This window comes from Bartonella sp. AA86SXKL (genome assembly GCF_042196885.1).
Genome location: NZ_JBHIRE010000278.1, coordinates 1 through 488, shown reverse-complemented (window position 1 = coordinate 488; position 488 = coordinate 1). Strand labels below are relative to the sequence as shown.

The following is a 488-nucleotide window of genomic DNA, read 5'->3' as shown; positions in this document are numbered from 1 at the left end:
ATTGATCCACATGCTTGGCAGACTATCCCAAATGTTGAAATTTATATTAAAAATATTGCCACTGCTTTTTGTAAAATCGATCAACAATTCTGTGCAACCTACAGCAAAAACGCCAACTCTTACATCCAAAAACTTAAAGAAAAACAAGAAACATTTAAAACAAAGATTGCAACCATTCCAAAAGATAAGCGTATTATTATCACATCTCATGACGCCTTTGGCTATTTTGCCCAAGAATATGGCTTCACTATCCTTGCACCCCAAGGGATTTCTACAGAAGCTGAAGCGACTGCAGCCGATGTGGCCAAACTTATCAAGCAGATTAAAGCCAACAAAGCAACTGCACTGTTTGTTGAAAATATCTCTAATCCTCGTCTCATAGAACAGATTTCAAAAGAAACAAGTTTACAAATTGGTGGAACACTGTATTCTGATGCGTTATCGAACAAAAATGGCCCTGCTGCAACCTATCTCGATATGATGGAACA

Annotated in this window: 1 protein-coding gene; it reads left to right on the top strand. The window is 37.5% G+C overall.

Features of this window, described 5'->3' with window-relative positions:
* Positions 1-488: metal ABC transporter solute-binding protein, Zn/Mn family (locus ACFIO5_RS11520; protein ID WP_375705483.1), on the top strand; the 488-nt coding region annotated here is incomplete at both ends.